At 62.7% G+C, this 14,850-nt stretch carries 12 protein-coding genes and 1 pseudogene; 2 read left to right on the top strand and 11 right to left on the bottom strand.

Annotated elements, in window-relative coordinates:
- Positions 1-129 precede the first annotated feature (129 nt).
- Together NKI64_RS22675 and NKI64_RS22670 are read right to left on the bottom strand one after the other, a co-directional pair.
- Positions 130-768: an acyl-homoserine-lactone synthase gene (locus NKI64_RS22675; RefSeq protein ID WP_023692538.1), complete on the bottom strand. Its 639-nt coding sequence runs from the start codon at positions 766-768 to the stop codon at positions 130-132.
- A gap of 275 nt (positions 769-1,043) precedes the next feature.
- Entirely contained in the window at positions 1,044-1,775 is a 732-nt protein-coding gene (locus tag NKI64_RS22670; protein ID WP_023669621.1) for a helix-turn-helix transcriptional regulator, read from the bottom strand.
- Positions 1,776-2,071: 296 nt separating this feature from the next.
- On the opposite strand from NKI64_RS22670, the gene NKI64_RS22665 reads away from it, so the two are divergent.
- Positions 2,072-2,887: an ABC transporter substrate-binding protein gene (locus tag NKI64_RS22665; protein WP_502901395.1), complete on the top strand. Its 816-nt coding sequence runs from the start codon at positions 2,072-2,074 to the stop codon at positions 2,885-2,887.
- A 59-nt stretch (positions 2,888-2,946) separates the two neighbouring features.
- On the opposite strand, the gene NKI64_RS22660 is transcribed toward NKI64_RS22665, so the two are convergent.
- Positions 2,947-3,360 (bottom strand): tellurite resistance TerB family protein, encoded by a 414-nt coding sequence (locus NKI64_RS22660; RefSeq protein ID WP_023688697.1) that lies wholly within the window; start codon positions 3,358-3,360, stop codon positions 2,947-2,949.
- A 156-nt stretch (positions 3,361-3,516) separates the two neighbouring features.
- Between NKI64_RS22660 and NKI64_RS22655 the strand changes: the two genes are divergently transcribed.
- Complete coding sequence (locus tag NKI64_RS22655) at positions 3,517-5,166, top strand: lysine--tRNA ligase (RefSeq protein WP_023732412.1); 1,650 nt, start codon at positions 3,517-3,519, stop codon at positions 5,164-5,166.
- Here the strand turns inward: NKI64_RS22655 and NKI64_RS22650 are convergent.
- The 8 genes and pseudogenes from NKI64_RS22650 to NKI64_RS22620 form a co-directional block, all read right to left on the bottom strand.
- Positions 5,129-6,001: a thermonuclease family protein gene (locus NKI64_RS22650; protein ID WP_352670077.1), complete on the bottom strand. Its 873-nt coding sequence runs from the start codon at positions 5,999-6,001 to the stop codon at positions 5,129-5,131. The two genes, NKI64_RS22655 and NKI64_RS22650, sit on opposite strands and share 38 nt — an antisense overlap.
- Positions 6,002-6,009: 8 nt before the next feature.
- Positions 6,010-6,660 carry a S24 family peptidase gene (locus NKI64_RS22645; RefSeq protein WP_023681959.1) on the bottom strand — a complete coding sequence of 217 codons (651 nt, stop codon included), beginning with the start codon at positions 6,658-6,660 and terminating at the stop codon, positions 6,010-6,012.
- 304 nt (positions 6,661-6,964) lie between these two features.
- Positions 6,965-7,125: pseudogene (locus NKI64_RS32150) on the bottom strand (thioesterase family protein); the annotation flags it as partial.
- An 11-nt stretch (positions 7,126-7,136) separates the two neighbouring features.
- Complete coding sequence (locus tag NKI64_RS22640) at positions 7,137-9,356, bottom strand: 3-hydroxyacyl-CoA dehydrogenase NAD-binding domain-containing protein (protein ID WP_023681960.1); 2,220 nt, start codon at positions 9,354-9,356, stop codon at positions 7,137-7,139.
- Positions 9,357-9,379: 23 nt separating this feature from the next.
- Positions 9,380-10,588: an acetyl-CoA C-acetyltransferase gene (locus NKI64_RS22635; RefSeq protein ID WP_023669613.1), complete on the bottom strand. Its 1,209-nt coding sequence runs from the start codon at positions 10,586-10,588 to the stop codon at positions 9,380-9,382.
- A 31-nt stretch (positions 10,589-10,619) separates the two neighbouring features.
- The gene (locus tag NKI64_RS22630) at positions 10,620-11,789 is read right to left on the bottom strand and encodes an acyl-CoA dehydrogenase family protein (RefSeq protein WP_023751947.1); all 1,170 of its coding nucleotides are present in this window, start codon (positions 11,787-11,789) and stop codon (positions 10,620-10,622) included.
- Between the two features lie 229 nt (positions 11,790-12,018).
- Positions 12,019-13,827: an acyl-CoA dehydrogenase gene (locus NKI64_RS22625; protein ID WP_352670072.1), complete on the bottom strand. Its 1,809-nt coding sequence runs from the start codon at positions 13,825-13,827 to the stop codon at positions 12,019-12,021.
- Positions 13,828-14,099: 272 nt separating this feature from the next.
- A complete protein-coding gene (locus NKI64_RS22620; protein ID WP_023669610.1) occupies positions 14,100-14,558 on the bottom strand; it encodes a MerR family transcriptional regulator in 459 nt (152 codons plus the stop codon).
- Between the last annotated feature and the right edge of the window lie 292 nt (positions 14,559-14,850).

The raw sequence follows: 14,850 nt of genomic DNA, 5'->3' as shown, positions 1-14,850 counted from the left end.
GTCTAAAGCGCGTCGCATTTGAACGGATTCACGCGACGCGCTTTAGGTCTTTGTTTCATGCATGTCGTTCTCTCAAAACCGGGGCCACTTTGAGCGACATGCATTAAAGCGCGTCGGGTGAAGACAGTCTCACGACGCCTGCCGCATGCCGAGCATGTGGGGGGTGCCCCTGACCAACACCGGGGCGTGATGGTTGCGGCGCGAACGCACGACATCCAGCGTATGCTCGTTGAAGGTCAGCAGTGTGGCGACGACCTGCTGGTTGCCATAGGTGCGCTGGTAACCGAGCGGCGTCGCCAGGAAGTGCAACTGCAGCGTCCGCAGCACCCACACCGGCTCGACCTCGATAATGACCTGATCGACATTGCGAGCAAGGCCCCATTCGACGAAGCCGGCGATCAGTTCGGTGCCGACCGTAGACACGCCGCGCTTGCCATCGCGAAAGCCTGGCGCCACCGCGTAACGGGTTAGCTCCCAGACATTCGGTCCCGAAGGGCGCTTTCCCTCGCAGAGTTCCGGCATCACATCGCTAAGGAGATGCGGCCGTGTGGTCGGCAGCATCCGATGATAGCCTGCAAGCTCGCCATTGCGTATGACAAGGTGGTGTTCGGCCTCATCATGGTCGAATTGATCGATTTCGAGGCCGTCCGGGCGATCGAGATCGGTCCACCGCATCTCATCGACGAAGACCTTGTAACGCAGGCGATGGACGGCCTCCCATAGGTCGGGACGTTCCATCAGTTGTTGAGTGGTAAGGGAAAATAGCATTAGCCGTCTCCTGGGCTTAAGAGGAAGATACGGCCGGGCTTTCCCGAAAAAATTGCGCGAAGGTGTTGGCAAGGATTTCCAGGCTGCCACAGCCGACATGGCTAATATAGCTGCGCCTAAACGCCTCCGCGATGGCGTGCACCCTGTTGGCGACGCCGAGTCTGCTTTTGGCGTTAAGAAAGCATTAGCCGTCTCAAGAGGACGACAGGGGCCGGTCTTTTCTGAAGATATGACGCCGACAATGCGGCCATAAATTTCGGGCCGCCAGAACCGGCCTAGCTGATATAGCCGTGCCTGACTGCTTCGGCGACTGCCTGCACACGGTTGGCGGCGCCTAGTTTGCTCTTGGCGTTGAGAAGGTGTTTCTCAGAGGTATGCTCCGAGATGCCGAGGATCTGCGAAATCTCCCACTCGGATTTTCCGACCGCCGCCCATTGCAGGCATTCGCGCTCGCGCGGCGTCAATTCAATGTGATCGATAGATTTGCCGGCCGTCGTTTGAAGCTGCATGGCGCGGCCGATGGCATAGGTGGAGGCCAGCGAGACCATTGCGAATTCGGCTTCGGACAGTTCGACCGCCTCACCGCCCAGCGAGACCAGCGCGATCTGGCCTTCGAGCGTGATCAGCGGGAAGGCGAGGCCGTCACGCAGCTTGAACTGGCGGGCGTCGCGCATTACCTCGGCGCTGCTCTTGTCGGCGGGCATGCTTTGAACGGCATCGCGCCATTGGAATGGCGCCCGAAACTGCTTCAAATGGCTGACCACCGGATCGTGGTCGACGTAGTTGCGCGATAAGTAACGCTCCAGCCATTCGCTAGGCCAATCGCAGAGCAGCACATGGTCCTTCGTCTGGCTGCTTGGTGTACCGGGCTGCGGCACCGTTGCGGCTATCAGGGCCGTCAATCCGAAATTCGAGGTGACACTAAGTAGCTGCTCGCACACCGCAGCCGACGTGTCGGCACGCTGCACCCGGTCAATATATTCAAGTGTCCGGTCAAAATAACCCATCGCAACATCTACCCCATGTTGCCTACCGCTCTTGAGACCGATGCTACGTGCCTGCCCCGCACTTAGCCATCAACCCCGGATTGCAAAGCCACATCCTTAGCTTTTCTAACGCCAGCGACCGCCAACCCCGGGCCGACTCTGTGCGGCTATTTGCAACCTCGCCAAAGCATAACCCGAAATTTGCCCTTTGAAATCAAAAACAATTGTGCCTGCGCCGTTTTCGTATCACAAGCCAACGGCCAAGACGGGCGGAGTTTTTTGTGACATCACGCTGGATAACCATCGCCTTGCTGTCGATGCTGATCGGAGTGCAGCCGTTTGCCGGCGCTGTGCGGGCAGCGGAACCGCAGGTGCCGGTGCATTGGGATGCCAAGGAGCGGCTGCCGAAGCCGGACCTTGCGGCGCTGCCGAGGCTCAGGTTCCTCACCACAACCGATTTCCCGCCCTTCAATTTTCTCGACGGCACGGGCCGACTGTCCGGCTTCCACATCGACCTGGCGCGGGCGATTTGCGCCGAACTCGACATCGCCGACAAATGCCAGATCCAGGCGCTGCCCTGGGCCGAACTCGACGACGCGTTGCAGAAGGGCGAAGGCGAGGCGATCATCGCCGGCATCGCCGCAACGCCGGAGACGCGGGCGAAGTACAGCTTTTCGCGCTCCTATCTACAGTTTCCGGCGCGCTTCATCATGCCGAAGACCAAGGCCTTCGCCGAGCCGATCCTCGACAAATTGCGCTCGAAGCGGGTCGGCGTGCTGGCCGGCTCGGCGCATGAAAAGATGCTGCGCGATTATTTCGGCACCGTGCAGATCATCCGCTTTCAACGGCCGGAAGACCTCTACAGCGGCTTGAAGAGCGCCAAGATCGATGCCGCCTTCGGCGACGGCATGCGCTTTTCCTTCTGGCTGGGCGGCACGGACGCCGCCGGTTGCTGCCGCTTCGCCGGTGGACCCTACCTGGCGCCGGAATATCTGGGGTCCGGCATGACCATTGCCACCCGGGCCAGCGACCCAGCGCTGGCCGCAGCCATGGACTACGCGCTGCAGGAGATATCGGTGAAAGGCACCTTCGCCGAATTCTACCTGCGCTATTTCCCGGTCAGTTTCTTCTGATCCGGTTCCCGGTCAGCTTTTTCTGATCCGGTCCCGGTCAGCTTCCTTTAGGGGCTGGATCAGGTCAGCGTGCGCAGGCGGGCCTTCGCCCCGCGCGCGATGGCTGCGGCGGTCAGCGTGTCGAGATCGAGCTCACGCCGGATCAACTGCAGCACCCGCAATTCCTCCATGCGCATTTCTAGATCGACGGCGGCAACCTCGAAGGCCGCGGCATAGGCGGTGTCGTGCAGCCGTTCGGGCAAAGTCTCGGCGACACGCTCGAGCACGCCTTCCAACCCATCCTTTTCATGCAGCATCTTCTGGCAGTCCTGCGCAATGGCGATCAGCCTGTCCTGCTTGAAATCCTCGAACACCGGCCAGCTGCGGACGACGTCGCCGATGCGCGCCAGTTCGATATCGGTCATGTCGCGATCGGAAGCCGAGGTGATGACCATCAGGTAGATCAGGGCTTCATGGGTGGACGGCAACGGCATTCAAAACTCCTTGATAGTGAGGGTCGAAGGTAGGGACGCCACGGCGCCGTCGCAACGAAAACGCCTGATATCGTTGACGCTCCGCCCTGTCGCGCCTAGAGACCCGGTTGAAAAATCTTACCAGCCGCGAAAGCCGGCCATGACTGGAACTTTGACATGACGGGATCAAACATCGCCGATCTCAACCCCGAAATGCTTGCGGCAGCCGCCGAAAGCAAGGCCTGGCCGTTCGAGGAAGCCAAAAAGATCATCGAGCGCTACAAGGGCGGCGACTTCCCGGAGATCGTCCTGTTCGAGACCGGCTACGGCCCGTCGGGCCTGCCGCATATCGGCACGTTCGGCGAGGTCGCGCGCACCTCGATGGTGCGCCATGCCTTTCACGTGCTGACCGGGAACAAGGTCAAGACCAAGCTGCTCTGCTTCTCCGACGATATGGACGGCATGCGCAAAATCCCCGACAATGTGCCGGATCGCGCAGCGCTCGAGCCCTATCTGCATATGCCCCTGTCGGCGGTGCCCAATCCGTTCGGCGGCGACTATCCGAGCTTTGGCGACCACAACAACGCGATGCTGTGCCGCTTCCTCGACACGTTCGGCTTCGACTACGAATTCGCCAGCGCCACGCAGTACTACAAGGCCGGCCGCTTCGATGCGATGCTGGTGCGCGCCGCCGAGCGCTATGAGCAGATCATGGCGGTGATGCTGCCGACGCTGGGGCCGGAGCGGCAGGCAACCTACAGCCCGTTCCTGCCGATCTCGCCGAAGAGCGGGCGCGTGCTCTACGTGCCGATGAAGCATGTCGACGCCAAGGCCGGCAACATCACCTTCGACGATGAGGGCACCGAGACCACGCTTTCGGTGACCGGCGGGAAGGTCAAGCTGCAGTGGAAGCCGGATTTCGGCATGCGCTGGGCAGCGCTCGGCGTCGATTTCGAAATGTTCGGCAAGGACCACCAGACCAATGCGGTGATCTACGACCGCATCTGCAACATTCTCGGCGGACGCGCGCCGGAGCATTTCGTCTACGAATTGTTCCTCGACGAGAACGGCCAGAAGATCTCGAAGTCGAAGGGCAACGGGCTGACCATCGACGAATGGCTGCGCTACGCGCCGACCGAAAGCCTCGGCCTCTATATGTACCAGCGGCCAAGGCAGGCGAAAAAGCTCTATTTCGACGTCATCCCACGCGCCGTCGACGAGTACTACACCTTCCTCAACGCCTATCCGCGCCAGGACTGGAAGGAGCGGCTGGGCAATCCGGTCTGGCACATGCATGACGGCAAGCCGCCTTCCATCGACATGCCGGTGCCGTTCTCGCTGCTGCTCAACCTGGTCAGCGCCTCCAACGCGCAAAACAAGGATGTGCTGTGGGGCTTCATCTCGCGCCATGCATCTGGCGTGACGCCGGCGACGCATCCCGAACTCGACCAGCTGGTCGGTTTCGCCATCCGCTACTTCGACGATTTCGTGAAGCCGACGAAGACCTTCCGGCCGGCCGACGATGTCGAACGCGTGGCGCTGGAAGCGCTTGGCAACGCGCTTGCTGGCCTGCCGGCCGGCGCCGACGGCGAAGCGATCCAGAACGCTTCGCTCAACGTGGCGCGCAAGATCGAACGCTATCAGGACCATTCGAAGAAGAGCCCGGACGGCGGCCCTGGTGTCTCGGGCGCTTTCTTCCAGATGATCTACCAGGTGCTGATCGGCCAGGAACGCGGACCGCGCTTCGGTTCGTTCGCAGCCCTCTACGGCATCGCCGAAACCCGCGCGCTCATTGAGCGGGCGCTGGCTGGTCAGCTGGCGGCGTAATTTCCGTCCCGGACGGCGGCGTGTCTATCGCCGGGGCATCGAGGATCGGTTGCGACGCCGTCGGTGCCACAACAGGCGTTGGCGCCGGTGGCAGGCCGCCAAGATCGGGCGCGGCGCCGAAGACGCCCTTCTTGGCGGCGCGCGCCTTGTCGCCCGCTTCGACATAGGGGCCGGCTGCCGTGGCGCGCGCCCAGCCGTTTTCGACCAGCCACTGGCCGACATCCAGCTTGCCGATGCGGCATTCGGCGGCGATCAGCGCACGGTCGGCCTCCGGCGGCACCTTGCAGGCAACGGCCCGGCCGCGCAGGAAAGACCGGAACGCGGTGCGCGCCCTGATACCGCAAGCCCAGGACTTGCCGCCCTCGGTGCAGGTCTCGTCTTGCCTGACGATGTCGATGCCGGAGACCGTCACGGAATAACCATTGGCTTCGATCAGGCCGGCGGCGGCCGCGACCGGCTGGAACAGTTTTGTTCCTCCCCAGTCGTCGACCGCTCTGCGCCCACGCGGCTTGGGCGGCCCGGCCAGCGCCAGGTCGCTCAGCGGCGCGCGTGGCTCAACCCGTTCAAGTTCTTCTACCGGCAGCGGCGGCGGAGCGATGGCCTCGGGATCGATCGCCCTCGAATGCACCTGAGGCGAGTGCATCGGAGGCTTGACGGGCCGGACCTCGGGGATCGCCGACGTCGCCGGCTCCTCGGGCACGGCCTCGGTGTCCGGGTCGATCTGGTCGACGGTGATGGCGGTGCTTTCGCGATGCAGCGCGCGACCGCCGGCGACGACAATGGCGACCATCACCGGGATCGCCAGGAGGGCTATGAGGATTTGAAGCAGACGCACCGCGAGACCTACTGGCTTGCCCAGACGATCCGCGCCACCCATTCGACATCGCGCATCGCGATGTCGCGGTCCGGGTGGTCGGGGTTGAGCGAAATCAGCACGATCGATTTCGTCGTCTGGCGGTCGAGCACCTTGGCCATGACTTCGCCGGCATTGGTCTTGACGACGACGCGGTCGCCCTTGCGGGTAGCGGCGCCCGGCTCGACGATCAGCACATCGCCATTGCGGTACAGCGGCAGCATGGAATCGCCCTGCACCTTCAACGCATAAGAGGTTTCGGTCGCCCGTGCCGGAAGCTCGACAAGGTCCCAGCCCTGGCCTGAGGGATAGCCGGCATCATCGAAGAAGCCGCCGGCGCCGGCCTGGGCAAAGCCGAGCAGCGGCACCGCCGAACGCTGCGCGGCTACCGAGCCCGAAGCGGCCTTGGCACGGCCTTCGACCAGCCCGGTGAATTCGTCGAGCGAGGCGCCGGTCGCCTCGATGATCTTCGCCAGCGATTCGGTCGACGGCCAGCGCGGCCGTCCATCCGAGGACAGCCGCTTCGATTTGTTGAAAGCGGTGGAGTCCAGACCGGCTCGCCGGGCCAGGCCGGAGGCCGACAACGAATAGCGCTCAGCGAGAGCGTCGATGGCTGCCCAAACTCGGTCATGCGAGAGCAATTCGCTCTCCTCAAAACAGGAAAAAATACCTTTTCCTTCTAACGCGCGGTCATCCGATTGTCCACCGGCGCGCGGCCTGATCCCCTAAAAAGCTGTGTGCGGCGAAGTCGTCATGGATGCCTCAAACTGCCTTGGCAAGGCTGCGCAATCCCTGGTCGGAGCTCATGAAACCCCGCTCGGCCTAGGTCGGCGGTCGCGGTTGAACGGAGCGGGCAAGCGTACTGTTGGACGCGCCAAGGACGCTGTAGCATTTTGATTTGGCGCATGACCCCGAAAATCGATTCCGATTTTCGGGGTCATGCGCGAGGTCGGCGAGCATCATGTAGCGGGCGTTGTTGAGATGGAGGTTGAAGTCGATCTCGGTCGGCAGGCAGCGAAAAGCCAGTCGGCTTTCGCTACCGACCGCATAAGGCCACGGCGCCTTGCCGTGGCCATCATGCGCGCAAGGCGCCCCCAGACGTACATGGGGCGCTAGCTCAAGCGGCCTTCTTCACCTCGCCTTTCGCATAGGGATCGAAGCGCTGGTAGAAGGTCTCGCCCTTCTCGGCCAGGTCGAGCAGCAGCTTTGGCGCCTTGAACTCGGCGCCGTATTTCTTCTGCAGGCCTTTGGCTATTCTGACGAACTCCCTGGCGCCGATGCCGTCAATATAGGACAGCGCGCCGCCGGTGAATGGCGCGAAACCAAAGGCGAGGATCGACCCGAGATCGGCCTCGCGCGGATCGGTGACGATGCCTTCCTCCATCACCCGGGCCGCTTCCAGCGCAATGGTGACCAGCAGGCGCTGCTGCAGTTCCTCATAATCGACCTTCTCGGCCTCCAGCTGCGGATAGAGATCCTTCAGGCCCGGCCACAGCTTCTTCCTGGCGGGCTTGGCGGGATAGTCGTAAAAACCCTTGCCGTTTTTGCGGCCGAAGCGGCCATGGGTGTCGACCAGCGTGTTGATCAACGCCATCTGCCTGGGGTCGACGGCCTTGTCGCCGAGGTCCCTGATGGTCTGCTTCATGATCTTCTGGGCAAGGTCGATCGCCGTCTCGTCGGTCAGGGCCAGGGGGCCGACCGGCATGCCGGCGGCCTTGGCGGCGTTCTCGATCATCGGCGCCGGAACGCCTTCGATCAGCATCTTGTAGGCTTCCGACATGTAGCGCAGCACGCAGCGGTTGACGTAGAAGCCGCGCGTGTCGTTGACGACGATCGGCGTCTTCTTGATGGCGCGCACGAAATCGATCGCGGTGGCCAGCGCCTTGTCGCCGGTCTTCTTGCCCAAAATGATCTCGACCAGCATCATCTTGTCGACCGGCGAGAAGAAGTGGATGCCGACGAAATTCTTCGGCCGCGCCGAATTCTTGGCCAGTGCGGTGATCGGGATGGTCGAGGTGTTGGAGGCGAAGATCGCCGACGATTTCAGCACGGCTTCGGCCTGCTCGGTGGCAGCCTTCTTGACGGCCGAATCCTCGAACACCGCCTCGACCACCAGATCGCAGCCGGCGAGATCGGCATAGTCGGCCGACGGCGTGATCAGCGACAGAAGTCTGTCCTTCTCCTCGGGCTTGACGCGGCCCTTCTTGACCTGATCGGAGATCAGGCTGTCGGAATGCGTCTTGCCCTTTTCGGCCGACGCCATGTCGCGGTCGAGCAGGACGACCGGGATGCCAGCCTTGGCGGTGACAAAGGCGATGCCGGCGCCCATGAAGCCGGCGCCGAGAATACCGATCTTCTTGAACTTGGTCTCCGGCACGCCGGCCGGGCGGCGGGCGCCCTTGTTGAGCTCCTGCAGCGAGACGAACAGCGAGCGGATCATCGCTGCTGCTTCCTTCGACTGCATGATTTCGGTGAAATAGCGCTGTTCGATCCGCAGACCGGTGTCGAACGGCACCAGCAGGCCTTCATAGACGCATTTCAGGATCGCCGCGGCGGCCGGATAATTGCCGTAGGTCTCGCGGCGCAGGATGGCGATGGCCGGCGGCCACAGATTGAAGCCGGCCGGCGTATAGATTTGGCCGCCAGGCAGCTTGAAGCCCTTCTCGTCCCAGGGCTGGACGGCTTTCAGGCCGTTCCTGATCATCGCCTTGGCGGTCTCGATCAGCTTGCCGGGTTCGGCGATCTCGTGGATCAGCCCCATCGCCTTGGCTTTCTGCGGCGACAGCGTCTGGCCGGTGGTCAGCATCTGCAACGCCTGCTGCTGGTCGGTCAGGCGCGGCACGCGTTGGGTGCCACCGGCGCCGGGGAAGATGCCGACCTTGACTTCCGGCAAGGCCATCTTGACCTTTTCGGAGTCAGCGGCAACGCGGCCATGACAGGCCAGCGACAGCTCGAACGCGCCACCCATGCAGGTGCCGTTGATCGCCGAGACCCAAGGCTTGCCCGACGTTTCGAGCTTGCGCCACAAGCCACCCATGCGGCCGGCATTGTCGAACAAAAGCTGTGCCGCCTTCTCCGGGTCCTTGGTCTTCTCCTTGGCAAATACGGCCAGCATCTTCTGCAGCATGGTCAGGTCGGCGCCGCCGGAGAAGCTGTCCTTTCCCGAGGTGATCACCGCGCCCTTGATGGCGGCGTCGGCCACCACATGGTCGATGATCTTCTCGAGCTCGTTCATCACCTCTTCGGTGAAGACGTTCATCGAGCGGTCCGGCATGTTCCAGGTGACCAGCGCGATGCCGTCTGCGTCGGTGTCGACCGTGAAGTTTGTATAAGTCATGTCTCTCTCCTTCCGGCCGAAAATCAGACGCGTTCGATAATCGTTGCGGTGCCCATGCCGGCGCCGATGCAGAGCGTCACCAGAGCGGTGTTCAAATCGCGGCGCTCGAGCTCGTCCAGCACCGTGCCCAGGATCATCGCGCCGGTGGCGCCGAGCGGATGGCCCATGGCGATGGCGCCGCCATTGACGTTGATCTTGTCGTGCGGGATTTCGAATGCCTGCATGTAGCGCAGCACCACTGAGGCGAAGGCCTCGTTGAGCTCGAACAGGTCGATATCCGACAGCTTCATCTTGGCGCGCTTCAGAAGCTTCTCGGTGACGTCGACCGGACCGGTAAGCATCAGCACCGGCTCGGAGCCGATGTTGGCAAAGGCGCGGATGCGGGCGCGTGGCTTCAGGCCCATCGTCTTGCCGGCCTTCTTCGAGCCGAGCAGTACGGCGGCCGCACCATCGACGATGCCGGACGAGTTGCCGGCATGGTGGACGTGGTTGACCTCTTCGACTTCCGGATGCTTCTGCACGGCGACCGCGTCGAAGCCGCCCATTTCGCCAGGCATGACGAAGGACGGGTTGAGCGAGGCCAGCGACTGCATGTCGGTCGACGGCCGCATATGCTCGTCATGATCGAGGATGGTGAGGCCGTTCTGGTCCTTGATCGGTATGACGGAGTTCTTGAAACGGCCATCGGCCCAGGCCTTGCCCGCACGCTTCTGGCTCTCGACCGCATAGGCATCGACGTCGTCGCGCGAAAAACCATACTTGGTGGCGATCAAATCGGCCGATATGCCTTGCGGCACGAACCAGCCGGGTAGGCCGACGGACGGGTCCATGAACCAGGCGCCGCCCGAGGCGCCCATGCCGACGCGCGACATCGATTCCACGCCGCCTGCAATGACGATCTCGTCGGCGCCTTGCGCGATCTTGGCGGCGCCGAAATTGATGGCGTCGAGACCCGAGGCGCAGAAGCGCGATATCTGCATGCCCGGCGCCTTGTTGTCGTAGCCGGCCTCGAAGGCGGCGGCGCGCGGGATGACGGAGCCGGCTTCGCCGACCGGATCGACGCAGCCGAAGATGATGTCGTCGACGTTTGCAGTGTCGAGGCCGTTGCGGTCGCGCAACGCTTCAAGCGTCCTGGCCGCAAGCCGCACCGCCGGCACCTCGTGCAGCGAGCCATCCTTCTTGCCCTTGCCGCGCGGTGTGCGCACGGCGTCATAGACATAAGCTTCAGCCATTTGCTTGCTCCTTGCTTTGCCGACGTCGCTCTCAGAGAGAGCGGCCGATCAGCAATTTCATGATCTCGTTGGTGCCGCCGTAGATGCGCTGGACGCGGGCGTCGCGGAACATGCGGGCGATCGGATATTCATTCATGTAGCCATAGCCGCCATGCAATTGAAGGCATTCGTCGACGACTTTTCCCTGCAGGTCCGAGAGCCAGTATTTCGCCATCGACGCCGTCACCGGATCCAGCCCGCCATTGATGTGGCGGGTGACGCAATCATTGTAGAAGACGCGGCCGATGGTGGCCTCGGTCTTCAGTTCGGCGAGCTTGAACTGGGTGTTCTGGAACTCGATGATCGCTTTGCCGAAGGCCTTGCGGTCCTTGACGTAGTCGATGGTCAGAGCAAGCGCGCGCTCGATCATTGCGATCGCGCCGGTGCCGATCTGCAGGCGCTCCTGCGGCAATTGCTGCATCAGCTGGATGAAGCCCTGTCCCTCTTCGTGGCCAAGCAGGTTCGAGGTCGGCACGCGCAGATCATTGAAGAACAGCTCCGACGTGTCGTTGGCCTTCAGGCCGATCTTGTCGAGGTTGCGGCCGCGTTCGAAGCCTTCGGCCTCGTCGGCCTCGACGACGATCAGCGAGGTGCCCTTGGCGCCTTTGGCCGGATCGGTCTTGGTGACGACGATGATGAAATTGGCCAGTTGGCCATTGGTGATGAAGGTTTTCGAACCGTTGATCTTGTACTGGTTGCCGTCCTTCTCGGCGCGCGTCTTGACGCCTTGTAGGTCGGAGCCGGCGCCCGGCTCGGTCATGGCGATGGCGCCGATCAGTTCGCCGGTTGCCAGCTTCGGCAGCCATTTCTTCTTCTGCTCCTCGGAGCCGTAATGAAGGATGTAAGGGGCAACGATCGCATTGTGCAGGCCGATGCCGAAACCGTCGACGCCGACATGGCCGATCGCCTCGATGATGGCGCTCTCATGCGCGAAGGTGCCGCCGGAGCCGCCATATTCCTCCGGCATCGAGGCGCAGAGCAGGCCGGCGGAACCTGCCTTGCGCCAGCTCTCGCGGTCGACCATCTCGTTCTTCTCGAACTCGTCGTAGCGCGGCGCGATCTCTTCCGACATGAAGCGATGCGCCATGTCGTAGAGCATGCCGACTTCGTCCGCCGCCCAGGCTGGCTTCGGCAAAGAGAGCACTTCTGATGGATTTGTCATGCCGTTTCTCCCGCGCCAACGTCCCCCTCCCCCTTGAGGGGAGGGTGGCCGCGAAGCGGTCGGGTGGGGTCGCCGATGACGTGCTCGACCTTATCTTCGGAATTGACGCGGGTTTGGGGCATTGCGATCATCTCCTACCAAAGCGCCAACCAGCCGGCGCACTGCACGCAGGACCCCTCCCGGCCCTTCGGGCCACCCTCCCCTCAAGGGAGGGGGACGCCAGCCATTTCTAGAACGCTTCCGCAGGCAGCGCCATTAGCGTGTCCGCACCACTGGAAATGCGGGCCAGATGTGCCGACGTCTCGGGCATGATCCGCTCCATGAAGAAGCGCGCCGTCACCACCTTGTTGTCGTAGAAAGCCCCATTTTCGTGGACAGACTGCGAGCCGTTGGCGCCGGTCTTGCCGAGCGCGGCCTTGGCCATCTGCGCCCACATGTAGCCCAGCGCCACAAGGCCAAAGAGATGCATGTAATCGGTCGACGCGGCGCCGGCATTGTCGGGCTTGGCCATGCCGTTCTGCACCAGCCACATGGTCGCCGCCTGCAGATCGTTGAGGCCTTTCTTCAGCGCCTTGGTGAACGGCGCCAGCTTGTCGTCGGCACGGTTCTCCTCGCAGAACTCGCCGACGTCCTTGAAGAAGGCCTGCACGGCGCGGCCGCCATTCAGACCAAGCTTGCGGCCGACGAGGTCGAGCGCCTGGATGCCGTTGGCGCCTTCATAGATCATGGCAATGCGGGCATCGCGCACGAACTGGCTCATGCCGTGTTCTTCGATGTAGCCGTGGCCGCCGAACACCTGCTGCGCCATGACGGCATGGTCGAAGCCCTTGTCGGTGAGCACGCCCTTGATCACCGGCGTCAGCAGGCCCGTATAGTCGTCGGCCGCCTGGCGATCCTTGTCGTCGGCGGAGCGGTGGGCGATGTCGGACTTGATCGCCGTCCACAGCGCCAGCGCGCGGCCGGCCTCGTTGAAGGCCTTCATGGTCATCAGCGAGCGGCGGATGTCGGGATGCACGATGATCGGATCGGCTTGTCTGTCCGGCGCCTTGGCGCCAGACAGCGAGCGGCCCTGCAGCCGGTCCTTGGCGTAGGAGACCGCGTTTTGGTAGGCGATCTCGGACAGCGACAGGCCCTGCAGGCCGACGCCGAGCCGGGCTTCGTTCATCATCGTGAACATCGCCTTCAGGCCGCCATTGGCCTCGCCGAGCAGCGTGCCTTCGGCCTCGTCATAATTCATGACGCAAGTCGAATTGCCGTGGATGCCCATCTTCTCCTCGATCGACCCGCAGGAGAGCGTGTTCTTCTCGCCCGGATTGCCCGAGGCATCGAGCTTCAGCTTTGGCACGATGAACAGCGAGATGCCCTTCACGCCTGCCGGCGCGCCTTCGATGCGGGCCAACACGAGATGGACGATGTTTTCCGACATGTCGTGCTCGCCGGCCGAGATGAAGATCTTCTGGCCGGATACCTTGTAGGTGCCGTTGCCGTTCGGCACCGCCTTGGTGCGCAGCAGGCCGAGATCGGTGCCGCAATGCGGCTCGGTCAGGTTCATGGTACCGGTCCAGGACCCCTCGACCAGCTTCGGCAGCCATGTCGCCTTCTGCTCGTCGGTGCCGTGTGTGATGATAGCAGCGATAGCGCCTTGAGTCAGGCCGGGATACATCATCAGCGCCATGTTGGCCGAAACCATGTATTCGGCAACCGCGGTGTGCACGGCATAGGGCAGCCCCTGGCCGCCGAACTCGATGGGCGCCGCCAGTCCCATCCAGCCGCCTTCGCGATACTGGTCGTAGGCTTCCTTGAAGCCCTTCGGCGTCGTCACCGAGCCGTCCTCATGGCGCACGCAGCCTTCCATGTCACCGACGCGGTTCAGAGGATGCATAACGTTTTCGGCGAGCTTGGCGCCTTCGGCGAGGATCGCCTCGACAACGTCGGGCGTCGCGTCGGCAAATCCGGGAAGGTTGGAATATCGCTGATAACCCAGCACCTCGTTGAGCACGAACAGCGTGTCCTGGACCGGCGCCGTGTAGATCGGCATGTGTTCCTCCACCATGCGGGTCTTGGCCGCGAGATCGGGCCCCGAACATGAGGTTGGGGCGGCACGCCGGCCAATGTCGAAAGCGAGATAGCAAAAATTGACGTTTGCGTAAACGTCAATTTTGTCGCCGGGACAAAATTTACCTGTGCCAGCCTATCGGCACGCGCGGTGCATAGCTTTGCGCAAAGCGAGGGGGGTCAAACAAAAAGAGCCGCGCGGGCGGCCGCGCGGCTCTTCCGTTCAAAGCTTTCGCCGGGAGCTGCGGAGCAAAATCAGCTGGCGGCGCTGGCCGGGGCCGAACGCTCGGACAGCATCTGGCGCACGGCCGACATCGAGCCGCTCAGCTCGTTGATGGCGTCGTCGATCAGCGCGCGCTGCTTCTGCAGGCGGGCTAGCTGCTTCTCCGACTTGTCGAGAGCCAGCCGCAATTGCTTGGTGTTGGATCCCGTGGGATCGTAGAGATCCATCATCTGCTTGACGTCGCGCAGCGAGAACCCGACCTTGCGGCCGAGGAGGATCAGCTTCAGCCGCGCCTTGTCGCGGCGCGTGTAGAGGCGCGTTGCCCCATCGCGTTTCGGATTGAGCAGGCCCTTGTCTTCATAGAAACGCAGCGTGCGCAGCGTCACGCCGTATTTCTTGGCCATCTCGCCGATGCGCACGAGCTCCTCACTGGCTTCGGCAGACATATTGTTGGTGTTGGCCGCGGCTTCGCCGGGCGAAACAAGTTTCATAGTCACTGGCTTTCCCCTGTCGTGGCATCGCGGTCTCGGACCTTGCAACGCCTGAGTGGAAGCGGGGGCATGCTTCCAGTCGTGGTTTCAACTAATTCATCGCAAAAGGCACGAACGGCGCCCCTCTTACGTTTACGTCAATTCTATAACGATAGCCGTCGCATGACGCAAGGGCGTTCTGGGATTGCGAAACCTTATGCCGCACCCCCGGCGCCGGGTCCGAACGGGCACCGCCTGTATTTCAGCAATGCCGTAACTTCTTAAGCTTGGTTAACACCTTGTTTACCACGAT

It is taken from the genome of Mesorhizobium sp. M0478, from assembly GCF_040321305.1.
Classification (GTDB): domain Bacteria; phylum Pseudomonadota; class Alphaproteobacteria; order Rhizobiales; family Rhizobiaceae; genus Mesorhizobium.
Note: the sequence above shows the minus strand (reverse complement) of the source record. Positions and strands in the feature narration are given on the sequence as shown.